18 protein-coding genes and 4 tRNA genes are annotated in these 17,686 nt (G+C 42.1%); 8 read left to right on the top strand and 14 right to left on the bottom strand.

From position 1 onward, the window contains the following. Positions 1-641: 641 nt before the first annotated feature. The 4 genes from L2730_RS12495 to L2730_RS12480 form a co-directional block, all read right to left on the bottom strand. Positions 642-717 (bottom strand) — tRNA-Thr (locus L2730_RS12495). Between the two features lie 50 nt (positions 718-767). Next, a tRNA-Phe gene (locus tag L2730_RS12490) sits at positions 768-843 on the bottom strand. A 384-nt stretch (positions 844-1,227) separates the two neighbouring features. Further along, positions 1,228-1,303: transfer RNA gene (locus L2730_RS12485), tRNA-Thr, on the bottom strand. 50 nt (positions 1,304-1,353) lie between these two features. After that, a tRNA-Phe gene (locus tag L2730_RS12480) sits at positions 1,354-1,429 on the bottom strand. Between the two features lie 370 nt (positions 1,430-1,799). Between L2730_RS12480 and L2730_RS12475 the strand changes: the two genes are divergently transcribed. Both L2730_RS12475 and L2730_RS12470 read left to right on the top strand, forming a co-directional pair. Beyond that, positions 1,800-2,351, top strand: coding sequence for a cytochrome b (locus L2730_RS12475; RefSeq protein ID WP_248974991.1), 552 nt, complete (start codon positions 1,800-1,802; stop codon positions 2,349-2,351). A 38-nt stretch (positions 2,352-2,389) separates the two neighbouring features. Beyond that, complete coding sequence (locus L2730_RS12470) at positions 2,390-2,965, top strand: YceI family protein (protein WP_248974897.1); 576 nt, start codon at positions 2,390-2,392, stop codon at positions 2,963-2,965. A 52-nt stretch (positions 2,966-3,017) separates the two neighbouring features. Here L2730_RS12470 and L2730_RS12465 read toward each other — a convergent pair whose 3' ends face one another. Together L2730_RS12465 and mutY are read right to left on the bottom strand one after the other, a co-directional pair. Next, positions 3,018-3,296 carry an oxidative damage protection protein gene (locus L2730_RS12465; RefSeq protein ID WP_020913719.1) on the bottom strand — a complete coding sequence of 93 codons (279 nt, stop codon included), beginning with the start codon at positions 3,294-3,296 and terminating at the stop codon, positions 3,018-3,020. A gap of 2 nt (positions 3,297-3,298) precedes the next feature. Continuing rightward, on the bottom strand, positions 3,299-4,363 hold the full coding sequence (mutY, locus tag L2730_RS12460; RefSeq protein ID WP_248974896.1) for an A/G-specific adenine glycosylase: 1,065 nt from the start codon (positions 4,361-4,363) through the stop codon (positions 3,299-3,301). A gap of 255 nt (positions 4,364-4,618) precedes the next feature. Between mutY and trmB the strand changes: the two genes are divergently transcribed. The 5 genes from trmB to L2730_RS12435 all read left to right on the top strand — a co-directional run bounded on the left by trmB (position 4,619) and on the right by L2730_RS12435 (position 9,024). Further along, entirely contained in the window at positions 4,619-5,332 is a 714-nt protein-coding gene (trmB, locus tag L2730_RS12455; RefSeq protein ID WP_248974895.1) for a tRNA (guanosine(46)-N7)-methyltransferase TrmB, read from the top strand. A gap of 53 nt (positions 5,333-5,385) precedes the next feature. Next, the gene (locus tag L2730_RS12450) at positions 5,386-5,712 is read left to right on the top strand and encodes a YggL family protein (protein ID WP_020913716.1); all 327 of its coding nucleotides are present in this window, start codon (positions 5,386-5,388) and stop codon (positions 5,710-5,712) included. Next, on the top strand, positions 5,712-6,626 hold the full coding sequence (glsB, locus tag L2730_RS12445; RefSeq protein WP_248974894.1) for a glutaminase B: 915 nt from the start codon (positions 5,712-5,714) through the stop codon (positions 6,624-6,626). The genes L2730_RS12450 and glsB overlap by 1 nt, the downstream gene beginning before the upstream one ends. Positions 6,627-6,824: 198 nt before the next feature. Next, the gene (locus L2730_RS12440) at positions 6,825-7,646 is read left to right on the top strand and encodes a YggN family protein (protein WP_248974893.1); all 822 of its coding nucleotides are present in this window, start codon (positions 6,825-6,827) and stop codon (positions 7,644-7,646) included. 436 nt (positions 7,647-8,082) lie between these two features. Further along, positions 8,083-9,024 carry a LysR family transcriptional regulator gene (locus tag L2730_RS12435; protein ID WP_248974892.1) on the top strand — a complete coding sequence of 314 codons (942 nt, stop codon included), beginning with the start codon at positions 8,083-8,085 and terminating at the stop codon, positions 9,022-9,024. Between the two features lie 572 nt (positions 9,025-9,596). Here the strand turns inward: L2730_RS12435 and L2730_RS12430 are convergent. From L2730_RS12430 to L2730_RS12395, 8 genes are all read right to left on the bottom strand, one after another. Continuing rightward, a complete protein-coding gene (locus L2730_RS12430) occupies positions 9,597-11,441 on the bottom strand; it encodes a DUF885 domain-containing protein (protein ID WP_248974891.1) in 1,845 nt (614 codons plus the stop codon). 125 nt (positions 11,442-11,566) lie between these two features. Further along, a complete protein-coding gene (hemW, locus tag L2730_RS12425) occupies positions 11,567-12,703 on the bottom strand; it encodes a radical SAM family heme chaperone HemW (protein ID WP_248974890.1) in 1,137 nt (378 codons plus the stop codon). Next, positions 12,703-13,302 carry an RdgB/HAM1 family non-canonical purine NTP pyrophosphatase gene (gene rdgB, locus L2730_RS12420; RefSeq protein ID WP_248974889.1) on the bottom strand — a complete coding sequence of 200 codons (600 nt, stop codon included), beginning with the start codon at positions 13,300-13,302 and terminating at the stop codon, positions 12,703-12,705. Before rdgB ends, hemW begins: the two co-directional genes overlap by 1 nt. 225 nt (positions 13,303-13,527) lie before the next feature. Then, positions 13,528-13,962 (bottom strand): DUF4426 domain-containing protein, encoded by a 435-nt coding sequence (locus L2730_RS12415; protein WP_248974888.1) that lies wholly within the window; start codon positions 13,960-13,962, stop codon positions 13,528-13,530. An 83-nt stretch (positions 13,963-14,045) separates the two neighbouring features. Further along, on the bottom strand, positions 14,046-14,333 hold the full coding sequence (yggU, locus tag L2730_RS12410) for a DUF167 family protein YggU (protein WP_248974887.1): 288 nt from the start codon (positions 14,331-14,333) through the stop codon (positions 14,046-14,048). Continuing rightward, a complete protein-coding gene (locus L2730_RS12405) occupies positions 14,333-14,881 on the bottom strand; it encodes a YggT family protein (RefSeq protein ID WP_248974886.1) in 549 nt (182 codons plus the stop codon). Before L2730_RS12405 ends, yggU begins: the two co-directional genes overlap by 1 nt. Positions 14,882-14,912: 31 nt before the next feature. Further along, positions 14,913-15,731 (bottom strand): pyrroline-5-carboxylate reductase, encoded by an 819-nt coding sequence (gene proC, locus L2730_RS12400; protein WP_248974885.1) that lies wholly within the window; start codon positions 15,729-15,731, stop codon positions 14,913-14,915. 177 nt (positions 15,732-15,908) lie between these two features. After that, complete coding sequence (locus L2730_RS12395; RefSeq protein WP_248974884.1) at positions 15,909-16,604, bottom strand: YggS family pyridoxal phosphate-dependent enzyme; 696 nt, start codon at positions 16,602-16,604, stop codon at positions 15,909-15,911. 35 nt (positions 16,605-16,639) lie between these two features. On the opposite strand from L2730_RS12395, the gene L2730_RS12390 reads away from it, so the two are divergent. After that, positions 16,640-17,677 carry a type IV pilus twitching motility protein PilT gene (locus L2730_RS12390; protein ID WP_044556009.1) on the top strand — a complete coding sequence of 346 codons (1,038 nt, stop codon included), beginning with the start codon at positions 16,640-16,642 and terminating at the stop codon, positions 17,675-17,677. Positions 17,678-17,686: the final 9 nt, after the last annotated feature.

The following is a 17,686-nucleotide window of genomic DNA, read 5'->3' as shown; positions in this document are numbered from 1 at the left end:
TTATCGTTTAACAGAATATTTTGTCTTTCGGTTGGAGAGAAAAGTATTGCGAAGCGGACAATACTAAATCGAGGAAAGGTTGCCGCTGACTTGCAATGAGTCGAATTGAGTTACAAAACTGGTAGAGCACACAAATTCCCCATCGGAGTTGCCGAAGTGCGGAGATGAAAATGCCGTAGAACCATCACGGATGATGGTTCAGGCTCGGGGGGACATGGATGTCCCATCTGAGCCGTTAGGCCATTTTTATTGGAGTATGAGGAGCAACAACTCCGTAGGGGCGTCATGGTGGATGCAAGGAGGATAAGGACGAGCAGTCCTCCTTGCTCGGGTGTGGGCGAAGCGCCACGACTTTGATCAAGCGTAGCTTGATAAAACTTATAGAGGTCCAACTAACTTTGGGCAAAAGTTAGTTTCAAAAACTTACAGAACACACTAACTCCCCATCGGAAGCGTTAGGCTCTTTTGAATTAGTGCGAGGGAGACGACTTAGTTCGAGAGAAACTTGATAAAACTAATCGTTAACTAAAACGTTTTGGGCAGAGTGGCTCCGCACTAACCAGAAAGAAAGTTAAAGTGATCTCGATGTCAGAACGTTAGATACAAAAAAGCCACTCTATTGAGTGGCTTTTTTGTTTTTATGGTGCCGGCACCAAGAGTCGAACTCGGGACCTACTGATTACAAGTCAGTTGCTCTACCAACTGAGCTATGCCGGCTTATCTTGCTAACAAGTTACTGTCTACACAGAAAACTCATTATAAAATGTTGGTGCCCGAACCCGGAATCGAACCAGGGACACGAGGATTTTCAATCCTCTGCTCTACCGACTGAGCTATTCGGGCAACTATCGTTATATAAATAAAATGTATAAATATAAGCGTTAGATTTGCTACTTCAAACCAAGCTGTTAAAGCCTGTGTCGTTTGGAGTGCGCGTATATTATAGCGATGCTTTGCGTGGTGCAAGCGCTTTTTTCGATATATGGCTAACAAATAGCCGTACAAACTGAATTGTGATGATAATTGATTATTTGCCGATTATTTTGCCTAGAAAAACGCCCAGTTAATGCTGTTCAAGTTAATGCAGTGGCTTTCACCATGAGTATTGACCAGTCATTGAGCTGGATAGTTGAGTGGGAACTATTGTTTAAATCAAAGATAATTAGCGAGTGAATGTAAATTTTAGGCACAAAAAAGCCACTCTATTGAGTGGCTTTTTTGTTTTTATGGTGCCGGCACCAAGAGTCGAACTCGGGACCTACTGATTACAAGTCAGTTGCTCTACCAACTGAGCTATGCCGGCTTATCTTGCTAACAAGTTACTGTCTACACAGAAAACTCATTATAAAATGTTGGTGCCCGAACCCGGAATCGAACCAGGGACACGAGGATTTTCAATCCTCTGCTCTACCGACTGAGCTATTCGGGCAACTATCGTTATATAAATATAAGCGTTAGATTTGCTACTTCAAACCAAGCTGTTAAAGCCTGTGCCGTTTGGAGTGCGCGTATATTATAGCGCTGAGTTTTATCCTGCAAGTGCTTTTTGTTTTTAGCCTTACTGTTCGCTTAGTTTGTGTGCAGTTGCAAAAAAAAGAACAATGCTAACGACTCATAAATAGGTTTTAACGGGAATAAATGACCGTTTAGTTAGTTAACACTAGCAGTTAAGGAGTTGGAGTTATTGCCCTGTAATGGCTTTCTATTCTAAAAAGTAGAATGTAAAGACCTATATTTACTGATTTTAGATTCAAAAATAGAATGTATGATGACTCTATATTACTTATTTAGGGGACATGATGCTGTTAAATACTAAAAGCTCTTATGGGTTAATTGCGATCCTGTTGCATTGGCTTTCTGCATTTACCGTAATCGGTTTATTTGCTGTTGGTTTTTGGATGGTTGATTTGACCTATTACAGTGAGTGGTACAAAACTGCGCCGCATTGGCATAAAAGTATCGGGCTGCTGCTTCTTTTGGCTACATTTTGCAGAATACTATGGCGACTTTTCACACCCAAACCTGAGAGTTTAGCGACGCATAAAGGTTGGGAGGTCAAAAGTAGTCATGTTGCCCATTTCGTTTTGTACTTGCTTTTAGTGATCATCATGTTGAGCGGATATTTGATATCAACGGCTGATGACCGAGGTATATGGGTGTTTGATTGGTTTGAAATACCTAGCCTTGGAGCCATTATTGATGATCAGGCCGATGTTGCTGGAGTTATCCATCAGTACGCAGCATACAGTTTGATTGGTTTGGCCATTGTGCACGCTATTGGAGCATTGAAACATCACTTTATCGATAAAGATTCAACATTACTTAGAATGATTAAAACTCAGCAAGACTAACATTTAAACAAGATTAGCACTTAAAGGGAGAAAGTAAGATGAAAAAAGGTTTATTAGCGACAACATTAGCAGCAAGTTTAATGATGGCAAGTTCTGCTCAGGCGGCTGACTATGTTATCGATACTGAGGGAGCACATGCATCGATAGAGTTTAGGGTTAGTCATCTAGGTTATAGCTTTGTCGCTGGCCGCTTTAATACCTTTGCAGGTGACTTCTCATTTGATGAATCTAAAATCGCTGATTCGAAAGTCAATGTCACCATCAATACTGCAAGTGTTGATTCAAATCATGCAGAGCGCGATAAGCATCTGCGTAGCGCTGATTTTTTAAACGCGGCTAAGTTTCCTGAAGCGTCCTTTGTATCAACTTCTGTTGATGACAAAGGTGATGGAAAGTTTGTACTCAACGGTAACTTTACCTTTAACGGTGTAACTAAACCGCTAGCGATTGACGCTAAAGTGATAGGGGAAGGTAGTGACCCTTGGGGCGGTTACAGAGCCGGTTTTACTGGTAGCACAGAATTTGCGCTTAAAGATTACAACGTACAGATGGACTTGGGGCCAGCTTCTTCCCATGTAAGTCTAAACCTTGTGGTTGAAGGGATTAAAAAATAATCCTTAGCTCAGAATAATAAAAAAGCGCCTTGCGGCGCTTTTTTATTGAAGACTATTCGTCGTCTTTTTGAGGTACATAACCCTCAATTTCAACGTCTTTACCTTCAAACAGAAAGTTAATCATTTGCTCTTCAAGAAACTTACGATCATCAACATTCATCATGTTGAGTTTATTTTCGTTGATAAGCATCGTTTGCTTGGACTGCCAAAGCGCCCATGCCTCTTTACTCACATTGTCGAAAATACGTTTGCCTAAATCACCAGGATAGAGTTGAAACCCTAATCCTTCAGCTTCTTTCTTCAAATATACGCAATTTACTGTGCGAGCCATGATTACTCCTTAATTAATACAGAACCTAAACTCGCTAGAATGCGCTCAGTCGCTGAGGCTAAACCAACTTTAGGTGGATGAGGTAAGTTATACCAGACCGAGGAGTCTTGTTCCATGATCTGGTTATCGCTAATCTTGTTTACTGAGACCAAAACCGGTTGAATGTCGAGGTGAAAGTGGCTAAATGTATGCCTAAAGCCAATGAGCTCTTCACGATGCTTGATGCTAAATGCTTGTTCACTTAAGTATTCTTCAAGTTCAGCTTGGCTGGTAAATTGGGGGAAACACCAAAGTCCTCCCCAAATGCCGCTTGGTGGCCTTTTTTGTAGATGAACATGGTCATCATGTTCTATTACTAGCAACCATGCTGATTTTTCTGGGATCACCTTTTTAGGCTTTTTACCTGGATACTCTAGTTGGCGTCCACTCAATTGTGCCTTGCAGTCAATTGCAACCGGACATGCTGCACAGTTGGGCTTAGATCGAGTACATACCGTTGCGCCAATATCCATCATCGCTTGGTTATACTTCTGAATATCTTTTGCAGGAGTTAACGCTTCAGTGAGTTGCCATAGCTGGTTTTCTACAGGTTTTTTCCCCGGCCAGCCATCAATAGCTCCATGTCTCGCCAGTACGCGTTTTACATTACCATCAAGAATGGGGTGATTTAACCCAAGCGACAATGACAGTACTGCGCCTGCTGTAGAACGTCCAATACCTGGTAAAGATAATACCTCTTCAAACCCAACTGGGAAGCTACCTTGGTGCAAGGCAACAATTTGCTGAGCCGCTTTATGCAGATTACGTGCTCTGGCGTAGTAACCTAAACCAGTCCAGTGATGGAGCACTTCATCTTGCTCTGCAGCGGCCAATACTTCAATGCTTGGAAAACGGCAAATAAACTTTTCAAAGTAGGGGATAACAGTCGCAACTTGAGTTTGTTGCAACATGATCTCTGAAATCCATACTTTATATGGGGTTTTATTTTGTTGCCAAGGAAGTTGTTTGCGACCATGTAAGTCGTACCAACTGATAATTCGTTGAGAAAAGGGGGCTGGAGTTTTCATCGGCGCAGTGTAACCACAGAGGAATACTTTAACAAGCAGCAGTTGTTATCTCGTTTAAACGATCATTGTCAGTTAATCCTGCTTCAACGGCGGGAAAATAGCTGACTTGGTGAGTATTTTTTGTAAAACAGTGCTTGTAACTCGCACAAACTGAGATTATTGGTATAATTTTGCCTCAATAGGGCTTGCACTAAAGGTTTAACTTTGGATAATGCCTTTCTTTTTAATTAATAGCTGTCTTAAGCGAGGGCGAAAATGAGCGACGTAACAACCGCTGAATTCAATGAAGAGGGTAAATACCTTCGCAAAGTAAGAAGCTTTGTATTAAGAGAAGGCCGCCTAACAAAAGGGCAGGCTCAAGCGATGGAACAGCAGTGGCCATCTATGGGGCTAGATTATACCCCTGAAGCGATCGATTTAGTCGAGGTGTTTGGCCGTGAAGCTGACACTGTGCTAGAGATTGGCTTCGGTATGGGAGGTTCATTAGTCGAAATGGCTAAGGCGTCGCCAGAACTTAACTTTATTGGTATTGAAGTGCATAAGCCTGGTGTTGGTGCATGCTTGTCAGTTGCAGCAGAAGCTGGCGTGACTAACCTTCGCGTGTATCATCATGATGCATTAGAGGTGCTTGAAAATAGCATTGCCGAAGGTAGTTTAGCTCGGGTGCAATTGTTCTTTCCTGATCCTTGGCACAAAAAACGTCACCACAAACGCAGAATTGTACAAGCTCCATTTGCTGAACTTATTCGCAGTAAGCTTAAAGTAGGTGGCGTGTTCCATCTTGCTACTGACTGGGAAAACTACAGCGAACACATGTTAGAAGTAATGAATGCTGCGCCTGGTTATAAAAACCAATCTACGACTGGTGATGTAGTCGAGCGTCCAGAGCATCGTCCGCTAACAAAATTTGAAGCGCGCGGCCACCGATTAGGGCATGGCGTTTGGGATCTCATGTTTGAGCGTGTTTAAGCGCTCTGCTGAAATTGACATACTTATAAAATAACCTTTCTGGGAGAATAACCATGGCAGCTAATCGTAGTCGTCGTTTACGTAAAAAATTACGCGTTGATGAGTTTCAAGAGTTTGGTTTCGATACAAACTGGACTTTCAATGACTCTGTAACCGAAGAGCAGATTGACTCAATTGTTGATCAGTTCATTGAAGAGGTTATTGAGCCTAGAGATCTTGGTTTCCATGGCGGCGGCCATAAAGAGTGGGAAGGTATTATTGCTACTCAAGCTATCGGTAAGTGTACCGATGAAGACAGAGCAGCAGTTAAAACCTTCTTTGAAGGACAGCCTGTATCAGATGTTGAAATCGGTGAGCTTTACGATATTTGGTGGAGTTAATGCCTGAGCTGGCATTACTTGAAGAGGTTATTGAAAAAGTACGACCTCTTTTAGGTCAAGGTAAAGTGGCTGATTATATTCCGGCTCTTGCTGAGGTCAATGCCAATAAGCTTGGTATCGCCGTGACGACTAGAGATGGTGTCACAATAGGGGCTGGAGATTATCTCGAGCCCTTTTCAATTCAGAGTATTTCGAAGGTCTTCAGTTTAACGCTGGCACTAATGCATTACGAAGAGCCTGAAATTTGGTCTCGGGTAGGCAAAGAGCCATCGGGCCAGTCATTTAACTCTTTGGTGCAAGTTGAGTTAGAAAAAGGACTGCCGCGTAATCCATTCATTAATGCGGGTGCTTTGGTTATTGCAGATCTATTGCAAGGTCGCTTAGGCGCGCCGAAACAGAGAATGTTGGAGATTGTCCGCGGGCTTAGTGATAATCAAAGAATTGGTTACGATAAAACGGTTGCCAGATCTGAATATCAACATAGTGCGCGTAATGCCGCTATCGCATATCTGATGAAGTCATTCGGTAACTTCAACAATGATGTCGACACAGTCCTTAAGAGTTATTTTCATTATTGCTCTTTGAGAATGAGCTGCGCCGATCTGTCAAAAGCTATGATCTATCTAGCTAATGGTGGCAAGAGCTTGGCAGGTAAACAATTAATAACACCAGTGCAGACAAGGCAGCTAAATGCATTGCTAGCAACTTCAGGCTTATATGATGGTGCTGGAGAGTTTGCCTATCGTGTTGGCATGCCCGGAAAAAGCGGTGTAGGTGGTGGGATCATTGCTGTGATCCCCGGTGATATGTCGGTGTGTGTTTGGTCTCCAGAGCTTGATGCTAATGGCAATTCACTTGCAGGAACCGCAGCGCTTGAGAACCTTTGTCAGACCTTAGGTCGTTCAATTTTTTAGTATCCTCTGTTTTACTTACCTTAGTAATGTCATATTTAGCCAATAGTTCGCAATATTGGCTATTTAATGCTGTCCAAGAACTCCTGCATTAAGCTCAAGTTCTATATTTTGTTATTGTTAACAGCTGGTTATGTGTGTTGGCATGCTCTGTGCTTTATCTAGAGTAATTATATTTATAAGCGATAAAGGATTACAGCAATGAAAAAACTTCTTACCTCTGTTGGCGTCTCAGCCGTATTACTGTCAGCTTCTAGTTTACAAATGGTTAGTGCCCATGACGAGTCAGGTGAACACTTTAGCAATGAATGCGAAGTATCACTTAACTATGATGTCACCGTTGAGCCTAAAAAGCTGACAGTAAGTGAAGTGGGTAAAGAGCAATACCGCATAGAGATGAATAAGCTATTTGTTAATGGTGAGCAAATCTCATTGAACAAGCAACAACAGCAGCTTGTTAGCCAATATGCTGATGAAGTGTCATCACAAGTTCCCGAAGTTATTGAGTTGGTGAATGATGCTGTAGCTATGGCATCAACTGCTGTGAGTATGGCTCTGACGCCACTACTAGGCGATGCAACCGGAGCTAAAATTGATGAGATGATGGATGGATTACAAGATCGAATTGAAGAAGTCGCTTATCAAAATGGTGATAAATTTTATCTTGGGGCGACCGAGTCTTCCCTTGAAAGCGCATTTGGCGAAGAGTTTGAAAAAGAGATGGAACAGCTAGTACAGAACTCGATAGGTACTATGATGATGAGCTTAGGTAGCCAAATGATGTCAGGCGATGGTGACTCTTTTGAGGCAAAAATGGATGCATTTTCAACAAAGATGGACTCTATTGGCGAAGATATCGAGCTTCAAATGGAAGAGCAAGCACAAGATTTAGAAGCGCGTGGAGAAAGACTTTGTGACAACTTTGAGACTCTAGCTGTGTTAGAGAAAAAGCTTCATGCTCAAATTCCTGAATTAGCGAACTACTCTTTGGTGGCAACGGCAAGCAAAGAGCTGCTTGAATAAGCAATATTAGTAACTGTTAAATGTAAAATCCTTGAGATAATCCTTGTGTTGCCTGACCAAATTGCAACAGCCCCTGCATCCCACCTTTATGCAGGGGTTTTCGTTTATGTCCCATTTCACTTGTCTAGTTAGTTTTCAACGCTAAATGGTGATTGCGGGTTTATATTTCAGTTACCGAAACCTCAGACCAAAAATATCAAAGCCTATAAAAATGCCTTGCTTATGCTAGTACAAAAGTACTTATATGATGAGATCTAAGGTTTTTTTGGTATACTTCTAAAAATAAAAGCAAAACCATTTAATGGTTAAATAAATACAACTCTACTCTAGCGTACGCATATTCACTTAAGATATTGTTCTGTAACACATTTGTGTGTCAGGTTTATCTTAGCGATGGAAGTACTATTACTCTCGTAAACACCTTAAGGCGATTTACATGTTAGAACTTTTAGAACCAATCGCAATTTTTACTCATGTAGCTCGAGCGGGTAGTTTTAGCTCTGCAGCACGAAAGTTAGGTATATCTAAGTCTAAAGTTAGTACTCAAGTTGCAGATCTTGAACATAAGCTCGGTGTTCAACTTATACAGCGTACCACTCGTAGCTTAAGCCTTACCGAAGCAGGGCAGTTGCTTTATGCTCAAGGCGAAGAGCTGTTAAGAGATGCTGATCAAGCTGTTGCTAGCGTTCATAATTTAAATGATGCAACACGCGGCGTATTGAAAGTCGGTATTTCACAATCTTTCGGTACTATGCACATCATTCCCGCTCTACCAGAGTTTATGGCGAAACATCCTGAACTTGAGCTACAAGTTAGTTTACTTGATCACAAAGTTGACGTTGTCAGCGAAGGGTTAGATTTATTGCTGACTATGTCTGAGCAGTTACCTTTAGGTATGGTAGCTAGGCCGCTAATGAAGTGTCAGTTCTTGTTGGCTGCATCTCCCTTGTATGTCGAACAACATGGTATGCCAAGCCGTCCTGAGCAACTGGTTGATCATAACTGTCTCGTATATCAAGGTGAGTGGCATGAGCACAGTGTTTGGCAGTTTAAGCAAGGTGATGACTATTGCGAAATTGGAGTTTCGGGTAATTTTAGAGTCGATAATGCCCCTGCACTTAAATCCGCTGCTGTTAGCGGTTTAGGAGTTGTCTATCTAGCGAGTTACTTGCTTGAAGATGAAATAGCTAAAGGGACGTTAGTGCCTATTCTTGATGAATGGCAATTAACTCATCATCTACCTTTGCAAGCCGTTTATCCTCGACGTAAACACCTCGCACCAAAGGTTAGTGCATTTATTGATTTCATTAAAGATCATATTGGCTCACCGCCTTATTGGGATGACCCATATAAAGAATTGTATGCAAAACGTAAGTAAAAATAGGAAACATTGTTTTAAATATTGAACAATGAGCTTTCGCTATGACTCATTGATAGTTAAAAGTTCGTACTATCAGGTGCTTACTTTGAATTGCTGGTTATTTAGTCGGTGCGAATTTAGGCGCTACTAATGCAGGTTTTTATGGTTTAGGTTGCAGTTTGTTCTTAATTTTATACAATGCATGCAGTTGATTCAAAATGATTTGAGTCCTATAACGCAATACAGAATGACCCCTCTTTATTGTGTTGTACAAATCAGCTTTACGCAGTTTTGATTCGATGCTGGCAGAAGTTTAAGAACTAAAACAATGCTAGCCTTAAAACCATCATCCTAGTTTTGGTTTACCCCGGCTTTTACCGGGGTATTTTTCTGTTAAGCGCTTGAACTTTATCTGTACCCTACAATTTAGGTTATTTACTACTATAAGTAAAAACCTGAATACACCTAGATAGATTTTTATCAAAATCAGTTCAATAAAAAAGCCACTGTATTCAGTGGCTTTTTTATTGGTTTTTTGAGGGCTACTTTATACTGATTGGTATTATTTGGATAAAGTAGCCTAGGTATCATTAGCTGCTTTTTTCAATCCAAAGATCAATTTCAGACTCTAGTACATCTAACGGCACGGGACCATTTTGCAATACAATTGTATGAAAATCTCTAATATCGAATTTGTCGCCTAGTGCAGTTTGTGCTTTTTCTCGCAACTCAAGTAGCTTGAGCATACCGACTTTGTAAGCAGTTGCTTGTGAAGGCATGACAATGTGTCTCTCTACCATTTTGACGGCATCAGACTCGGCATTAGGCGTGTTAGATACGTAGTAGTTAATAGATTGTTCACGTGTCCATTTTTTGGCATGAATACCGGTATCAACCACTAAGCGGCAGGCACGCCATAGCTCCATTGCTAAACGACCGAAGTCAGAGTATGGGTCTGCATACATGCCCATCTCTTTAGGAAAATACTCGCTGTATAAACCCCAACCTTCAATGTATGCGGTGTAACCGCCATACTTACGGAACTTTGGCACTCCCTCTAGCTCTTGTGCAATCGCTATCTGCATATGGTGCCCGGGTGTACCTTCATGGTATGCCAGCGCCTCCATTTGGTATTTAGGCATGGCTTTCATGTCATATAGGTTGGCGTAGTAAGTTCCTGGGCGACTTCCATCAGGTGATGGATTGTTATAAAAGGCTTTACCTGCTGACTTTTCCCGAAAAGCTTCCACCTGTTTCACTATCATCGGTGCTTTAGGTTTTACTTTAAACACTTCATCAAGACGGCTACTCATGGTGTCAATCAGCGCAATAGCTTCTTGTAAATAAGCTTGGCGACCTTGATCGGTATCAGCATAGTAAAATTGCTGATCATCTCGCATAAAGGCAAAGAACTCTTGGAGATTGCCTTCGAAGTTGACCTTTTTCATTATGTCGCGCATTTCACTGTGAATTCGTGCCACTTCAGATAGGCCAAGCTCGTGGATCTCACCGGCACTCATATCAGTGGTGGTTGTGCGTGCTAGTGCATTGTTATAATAAGTTTCGCCCTTTGGAAACTTCCAAGCACCATCGCGAGTATCCGCTTTGGCTTCTAGCTTACCCATGTAACCAATCAGCTTGTCATAGGCGGGCTTTACGTCATCAACTAATGCTTCTTTAGCAGCAGTTAGCAATTGCTGTTGTTCATCTGAACTGATTGATAAGGCGCTTACTTTACGTTTAAAGTCTGCCCATAGCGCACTATCTTCCCCCTCATCAAATGGAGCACCTTTAACAATGTTTTTGCTATCAGAGATGACATATGGAAAGACAAATTTTGGTGCAATAATGCCCTTATTTGCACGTATTTCAAGTGCTGTTTGCAGCTGTGAAAGGCGTTTAGGTACACCGTTTAGACGACTAATATAGGCTTTAGCATCTTTAATATCGCTGATCTGATGTTGGTTGATCAAGAATGAGGCTATTTGTGAGTGGCCACCATACATCTGGTTGACTGGGTAGCTATGGTAACGCCACTGATCATCTTTTATCTCTTGCTCAAGCTTTTGAGTCAGTAGTTGATAACTCAATTTTGTTTGCCTATCGAGTTTATCTACATTGAGCATATTTAGTTGGGCTAAATGCTTTTTAGTGCGCGCTAAATTTGCATCTGTTGCCGCATCACTCATCTCATCCCATTTGTCATAATCGGTTTTTATACCGAGATAGGTTTGAGATATTGGGCTTGCCTGCACATTCTCCATAAAAATGGTTTCAAACAGCGCATTGGCTTTTTCTGATTCACTATTAGCTTTTTGAGCCACTGGCTCACTTGGACTTAAATAGGGAGCTGACGTTGGCGCGGCATATACCGTTGAACTTAAGCAAATAGAGAGGGACAGAGCGACGACAGTTATTTTTGTTTTTATTGGCATTTTTAGACTTCCTTAGAATTATGATTGTTATCCTAAAGAAGCCTAGAGTTAATTTTTTGATCTAAGTGTTAGAAAATGTTTCTGTTGAGCTGTTTTATTTAGTAATGACGAATATATTCAATGCTTTATAAGAATTGTGACAATAAGTCATTTACAAACATATGCCCTCTAGGGGTGAGTTGCCAATGCTCTTGGCTTTGTGTCATAAGCCCTTTAGCACAAGCTTGTTCGATTCCTTGAGAAATAACACTTCGCTCCAAGCCTGTTCTTTGTTCAAACTCTTCCTTAGGGATTGGAGTCATCAACCTCAAACGATTCATTAGGTATTCCAGCGGTCTGTCTTCCTCTTCTACAATAGTGGTATCAGAGGTGTAGTCACTTGCTGCTAGGTAACCTTTTGGGTGCTTGATTTTTACCGTTCGCACTATTTTATTGTGCTTGAGTTGAGTTATTTTTCCGTGCGCACCGCAGCCTATACCTAAGTAATCACCGAACTGCCAGTAATTAAGGTTGTGTTGACACTGGAATCCTTCTTTCGAATAAGCCGATATCTCATATTGAACGTAGCCTAGTTCAGCAAGCCTTTTCTGCCCTTGTTCGTAAATTCGCCATAGTTTTTCATCATCGGGTAGCTGCGGAGGTTTGGAGTGAAACAGCGTATTAGGCTCGATAGTGAGTTGATACCAAGACAGGTGCGGCGGGGCAAGTTCTGCAGCGGTTTCTATGTCGGCGAGCGCCTCATCAAAGCTTTGATTTGGCAGGCCATGCATCAAGTCCAGATTAAAGCTGTTATAACCAGATGTCTTTGCTTTTTTAGCCGCGACCTGTGCCTCTGTTTTATCATGAATACGACCAAGCAGGTTGAGTTTATCACTGGAAAAACTCTGAACTCCAATTGATAAGCGTGTAACGCCTGCTCGCTGATAAGCCTCAAAATCATCATGTTCTAGGGTGCCAGGGTTGGCCTCCATGGTGATCTCTATGTTGTCTTTAAACTTAATCAGTTTATCAACCTCTGTGAGTAAACGCTTTATCTGCGCAGCATCAAACAGAGAGGGGGTGCCACCACCAATAAAAATGGTATGTAGTTGCCGGCCTTGGACATAGTGTAAATCCTGTTTTAGGTCGGCAATAAGCGCGTCGACATATTCCGTCTGTGGTAGCTTTCCATGTTGACCATGGGAGTTAAAGTCGCAGTATGGGCACTTCTGTACGCACCAGGGGATATGAATGTACAAGCTTAATGGTGGCAAGGTTAACATTAGCTAAAAATACCTTGTTGCTTCATTGCTTCAATCAGTAAAACCAACGCTTTACCTCGGTGGCTCAATAAGTTCTTCTCATCGCTACTCAGTTCTGCCGCACTACACTTATGTTCAGCAGGAATAAAAATAGGATCGTAGCCATGACCATTGTCACCAAGTGGGCTAAAGCCTATGCTGCCCTCCCATGATGCTTGGCAAATAATAGGAGTCGGGTCTTTTGCATGGCGCATATACACCAATACACACTGAAAACGGGCACTGCGTTGTGCTTGGTTATCTAAAGCCTTTAGCAACTTGGTATAATTTTGCTGATCTTTAGCTCCTTCGCCAGCATAGCGCGCCGAATATATTCCTGGTGCGCCTTGCAGAAAATCGACCTCTAGACCAGAATCATCAGCAATCGCTGCATGACCCGTTATCTCTGCCGCATGTCGCGCTTTTATTATGGCGTTCTCGACAAAGGTGGTTCCCGTCTCTGGGACTTCTGGGACGTTGAATGCACTTTGGGCGAGGATCTCCACACCATAATCGGCCATCAGTTCGGAAAATTCTTTGAGTTTACCTTTGTTGCCACTTGCAAGGACGATTTGGTTCATAGGGGGACCTTCGAGCTGTCTGAAAATATGGCGGCAATAATAACGAACCGTGCCATTAAATGCATCACTTATATCAGGCTGAAGGGCTATAAGGAAGGGGGATGTAAAACTTCTTGTGTACTGATGATGTGGTTATTGGATTTTCACTGAGAGAAGATTATACCTTAATCATGCTGAGCTGAAAGCTTGACAGGTAGAGTGGGGGATTGCTCCCCCAACGAAAGTCTACTCAACATAGAACTTCTGTTTGAACTTAAGCTGTGTATTGAGTTTAGAGCCATGTTTAACAGCAATGTTAAAGTTTATCTCTTGATCATCACGGTAAGGGACTTCAGCGATGTAATAGATTGATTCGCCTTCGCGGATCTCCCTGAACTTTAACTCTACCCGTGCATCGAGCAGGTTGTTAGCTATGCCAGTTATTTCAACTGGTACCGCTGGGTTACCGTCAACACTGGTATCTAACACCGAAATATTTAAGATCCCTGAATAACTGCTGCGCTTAATGCCGTAGGATTTGGCAATGCTGGGAGTTAAAAAGGTGCTACTGAGGGCGATATAATGAATATCATAGTTGCCGACTTTTTGTTTCTGTTCAGCAAATGCGCTACTGGCTAGGCATAGGCTGAGCAACAAAACGGCTATTAGTGAGCGGAGCATATTGGCTTTCCTTAGGTATTAGCTTTGGTATTAGTATAGAACTTAAGTGTAGTAAGCGCCTTATACTTCTTATAAGTATAAGGTTACAAAAGGTTTTGTATTTCAGCGGGAATAACCTTTGGCGAGGAGATAAGCACTTGCTTATGACGCCCCGTAAGACCTTTAAGTATGTCAACGTCGCCCTTTGGGACTTTGAATGCTTTAGAAAGATATTTAGTCAGATGAATATTCGCTTTGCCATCAATAGGTGGTGCAGTAATGGCTATTTTTAGTTCATTGCCATGCAGTCCTACTATCTGATCTCGACTAGCTTTAGGTTGAATATAAAGCTGAAGCAGCAGGTTTCCCTGCTGCATACAGACAGCTACCACTATACGTTTGCCCAGAAAGGGATATATTGGGCAAGTAGGATGTTGACGAAGTTCAGAATAATCATCATCACTAATAGTGATAAATCTAAACCACCCATTTGTGGCAGCATGCGACGTATTGGCGCCAAAAGAGGCTCCGTCAATTGTCCCATGACCATTTCGATCGGATTGTGGCCTTGGCTCACCCAGCTCAATATCGCCCTTAGGATAAGCATCCAAAACAGCAATACTCCCGCCTCTTTGAGCACTGATACTAGTGAAACGAGTAAGATTGTTGTTATATCTATCGCAGCGCCAGCCATCAAACTGAGCAGTACGAATTTGGCAACCACCACTGTAATTGCGAGCACAAATGAGGCTGTATCAAAATTGCCAAATGATGGAATAACACGTCTTAATGGGCCGACAATCGGGTGTGTTGCTTTTACGATAAATTGGCTAAATGGATTATAAAAATCGGCTCGAGCGAGCTGTAGCCAGATCCGTAAAATGACCACCATTAAGTATAAATCGAATACTGTACTTACTAGAAAACTAAATGCATTCATCTGTTTACTCTACTTATTACGTTTAATGAAATTAATATTGCTTTGCCATTTCTTGCGCCCGCGCAATGCAATTTGTCATTGCATCATCAACTAGGCCTCGTATATTACCCTCTTCAAAAGTGACAATAGCCTGCGCTGTAGTGCCGCCTTTTGAAGTGACGTTATTTCGTAGCTGCGCTAAGCTCAAATCTGGGTTCTGTTTAACCATTAATGCAGCGCCCAATGCCGCTTGTTGTGCCATCTCTCTTGCACTAACTTCAGACATTCCACTCTTAACGGCACTTTCAACCATGGCTTCTAAAAACAGGAAGAAGTATGCAGGTGAACTTCCTGCCAGAGCGATGACCTGATTTAACTCTTCTTCTCTGTCAACCCATACAACTTCACCACCTGTTGCCATCAGTGTCTCGCATAAGGTTTTATCTTCAGCTGAAATATCATCACCTGCAAATAACCCGGTTAAGCCTACACCTATCTGAGTTGGCGTATTAGGCATAGTGCGTATTAATTTGATCTCTTGCTTAAAATAATCACTATAGCGCTTAGCTGTTACACCTGCAGCAATGGTGATGATTAACTTATTTGAAAGATCCAAATCACTTAACTGCTCACCAACTGATGCCATTAGGTGGGGTTTTACACCTAACACGATGACATCAGCAGATTTTACTGCTTCAATATTATCGTTAGTCGTGTTGATGCTAAAGTCTTGCTTTAGCGCATCAAGCTTGGGTTGACTTGGATTTGCAGCTGTAATGCACTCGGGGGAATAGCCACTTTTCACTAATCCACTTACGATGCTGCGGGTCATGTTACCAGCGCCAATAAAACTGACATTTTTCTGTGACATTGATTTCTCTTTTTATTTTAGTTAGGACGACACTTTTACTATTTGTAAATCTTTAAACTGATTAGTATTACACGTTATTAAGACTCAATATTTGGGTGAGGTAGCCCAATACCAAGCCCTGTAAGTATTAAACATTATTTATCTAAAGAGCTGAACCTAATTACTGATGATTCCATTTTAGGGGTAATCACGTGCGCCAAATATAGCGCTACCGATCCGTACCATGGTTGAGCCATGGGCGACTGCCAATTCAAGGTCATTACTCATGCCTACAGACAAAGTGTCTACACTCGGGTATTTAGCTGACAAATGCTGATATTGCTTTTGTAACTCTGCAAGTTCGGCGGTTGCAGTGACATTATCAACGTTGGCTGAGGGGATTGCCATTAATCCCCGCAAGTTTAAATTAGGTAGTGAGTAGATTTTCTCTGCTAAGGCCGCAATTTCAGCCGCAGTCACTCCTGACTTACTGGCTTCTTGACTGATATTGACTTGAATGCAGACATTTAGTGGGGCCATGTGCTGTGGTCGTTGGTCATTTAGTCTGTTAGCAATTTTCTCTCGCTCAACGGTGTGCATCCAATCAAACAGACCTGCAATTATTTTGGTTTTGTTCGATTGCAAAGGGCCAATGAAGTGCCACTCTATATCAGGATAATCTTGACCTAGGCTTTTTACCTTTTCTTCACCCTCTTGTACGTAGTTTTCACCAAAGCGCCTTTGGCCAGCAGTATAGGCCTCTATGATCTGCTCGTTTGGCTTGGTTTTACTCACTGCCAGCAGTTGCACATCTGCAGAGTTTCGTGAAGAATTTTGTGCCGCTTGTTCAATCCTGTGCTGGGCGAGCGCTAGTCTGTCTGTTATTGTTGTCATGTTGTATATTTTTGGTTGAATGGATATCCCAAACTATGGAAATCACAGAGTTACTTGCCTTTAGTGTAAAGCACAATGCATCAGATCTACACCTTTCTGCGGGGGTTTCTCCTATGATCCGTGTTGATGGTGAAGTGAGGAAGATAAATCTTCCCGCTCTAGACCATCAAGGTGTTCACAGTCTTGTGTACGATATTATGAATGATAAGCAGCGCAAAGATTATGAAGAACATCTAGAGATAGATTTCTCTTTTGAAGTGCCTGGCCTTGCCCGTTTTCGTGTTAATGCCTTTAACCAATCTCGAGGTTCTGCTGCCGTATTTCGTACCATTCCAAGCGATATATTAAGTTTAGAGCAGTTAGGAGCGCCGGAGATCTTCAAGAAGATATCGAGTTTTCCCCGCGGGCTAGTTTTGGTTACCGGCCCTACGGGCTCAGGTAAAAGTACCACCTTGGCAGCAATGGTTGATTACATTAACGAAAACAGACACGACCACATATTAACGATCGAAGACCCGATAGAATTTGTACACCAAAACAAACAATGTTTGATTAACCAACGTGAAGTGCATCGCCATACTCATAGCTTTAATGCTGCTTTGCGTAGTGCATTACGTGAAGATCCAGATGTTATTCTCGTCGGTGAAATGCGAGATTTGGAAACCATTAGATTAGCAATGACAGCTGCTGAAACCGGTCATTTGGTATTTGGTACCTTACATACGACTTCTGCGGCAAAAACCATTGACCGTGTGGTCGATGTATTCCCTGAAGGCGAGAAGGGCATGGTTAGAACGATGTTATCTGAATCACTGCAAGCGGTAATATCTCAAGCGTTGATCAAGAAAGTGGGCGGTGGTCGAGTTGCTGCGCATGAGATCATGATGGGCACACCAGCAATACGTAACTTGATCCGAGAAGATAAAGTTGCGCAAATGTATTCTGCAATTCAAACGGGTATGGCGCATGGTATGCAAACCTTGGATCAATGTTTACAAAACTTAGTTAATCGCGGTCAAATTAGTCGTGAAGACGCGCTGCTCAAGAGTTCAAATAAGCAAACCAATTTTTAATAGGTAAAT

The organism is Shewanella kaireitica (assembly GCF_023284045.1).
Lineage (GTDB): Bacteria > Pseudomonadota > Gammaproteobacteria > Enterobacterales > Shewanellaceae > Shewanella > Shewanella kaireitica.
Note: the sequence above shows the minus strand (reverse complement) of the source record. Positions and strands in the feature narration are given on the sequence as shown.

Bases quoted from the DNA above. Each gene is read 5' to 3' on its own strand.
- L2730_RS12475 (WP_248974991.1), top strand. From the start codon at position 1,800: ATGCTGTTAAATACTAAAAGCTCTTATGGGTTAATTGCGATCCTGTTG.
- L2730_RS12470 (WP_248974897.1), top strand. From the start codon at position 2,390: ATGAAAAAAGGTTTATTAGCGACAACATTAGCAGCAAGTTTAATGATG.
- L2730_RS12465 (WP_020913719.1), bottom strand. From the start codon at position 3,296: ATGGCTCGCACAGTAAATTGCGTATATTTGAAGAAAGAAGCTGAAGGA.
- mutY (WP_248974896.1), bottom strand. From the start codon at position 4,363: ATGAAAACTCCAGCCCCCTTTTCTCAACGAATTATCAGTTGGTACGAC.
- trmB (WP_248974895.1), top strand. From the start codon at position 4,619: ATGAGCGACGTAACAACCGCTGAATTCAATGAAGAGGGTAAATACCTT.
- L2730_RS12450 (WP_020913716.1), top strand. From the start codon at position 5,386: ATGGCAGCTAATCGTAGTCGTCGTTTACGTAAAAAATTACGCGTTGAT.
- glsB (WP_248974894.1), top strand. From the start codon at position 5,712: ATGCCTGAGCTGGCATTACTTGAAGAGGTTATTGAAAAAGTACGACCT.
- L2730_RS12440 (WP_248974893.1), top strand. From the start codon at position 6,825: ATGAAAAAACTTCTTACCTCTGTTGGCGTCTCAGCCGTATTACTGTCA.
- L2730_RS12435 (WP_248974892.1), top strand. From the start codon at position 8,083: ATGTTAGAACTTTTAGAACCAATCGCAATTTTTACTCATGTAGCTCGA.
- L2730_RS12430 (WP_248974891.1), bottom strand. From the start codon at position 11,441: ATGCCAATAAAAACAAAAATAACTGTCGTCGCTCTGTCCCTCTCTATT.
- hemW (WP_248974890.1), bottom strand. From the start codon at position 12,703: ATGTTAACCTTGCCACCATTAAGCTTGTACATTCATATCCCCTGGTGC.
- rdgB (WP_248974889.1), bottom strand. From the start codon at position 13,302: ATGAACCAAATCGTCCTTGCAAGTGGCAACAAAGGTAAACTCAAAGAA.
- L2730_RS12415 (WP_248974888.1), bottom strand. From the start codon at position 13,962: ATGCTCCGCTCACTAATAGCCGTTTTGTTGCTCAGCCTATGCCTAGCC.
- L2730_RS12405 (WP_248974886.1), bottom strand. From the start codon at position 14,881: ATGAATGCATTTAGTTTTCTAGTAAGTACAGTATTCGATTTATACTTA.
- proC (WP_248974885.1), bottom strand. From the start codon at position 15,731: ATGTCACAGAAAAATGTCAGTTTTATTGGCGCTGGTAACATGACCCGC.
- L2730_RS12395 (WP_248974884.1), bottom strand. From the start codon at position 16,604: ATGACAACAATAACAGACAGACTAGCGCTCGCCCAGCACAGGATTGAA.
- L2730_RS12390 (WP_044556009.1), top strand. From the start codon at position 16,640: ATGGAAATCACAGAGTTACTTGCCTTTAGTGTAAAGCACAATGCATCA.